This window comes from Paenibacillus sp. MMO-58, from assembly GCF_037146255.1.
GTDB lineage: Bacteria > Bacillota > Bacilli > Paenibacillales > Paenibacillaceae > Pristimantibacillus.
In genome coordinates this window covers 1-294 of record NZ_JBBCVY010000048.1, presented here as the reverse complement: position 1 = coordinate 294, position 294 = coordinate 1, and the positions used below count along the sequence as shown (strand labels likewise).

The window sequence follows — 294 nt, the reverse complement described above, 5'->3', positions numbered from 1 at the left end:
CCTGCGGTCCAAGTACCATCGGCGCTGGAGGGCTTAACGGTCGTGTTCGGTATGGGAACGCGTGGTTCCCCTCCGCCATCGCCACCAAACGTAAGCTCTTGGCTTATTCAAGATTTTGCGCCTTGAAAACTGGATGCGAAAGTTTGAATACCTTAAGTTTCTTGCGGGGTCCCCGAAAAGTAATCGGAATAAGCTGCAACGCTTAACTTCACTTTTTGGGGGTTGTTTAGGATAAGCCCTCGACCGATTAGTATTCGTCAGCTCCACACATTGCTGTGCTTCCACCCCGAACCT

The 294-nt window shown here is 51.0% G+C and carries 1 rRNA gene; it reads right to left on the bottom strand.

What is annotated here, in order from left to right:
* Window positions 1-89 (bottom strand): 5S ribosomal RNA (gene rrf, locus WFJ73_RS33260); the annotation flags it as partial.
* Between the last annotated feature and the right edge of the window lie 205 nt (window positions 90-294).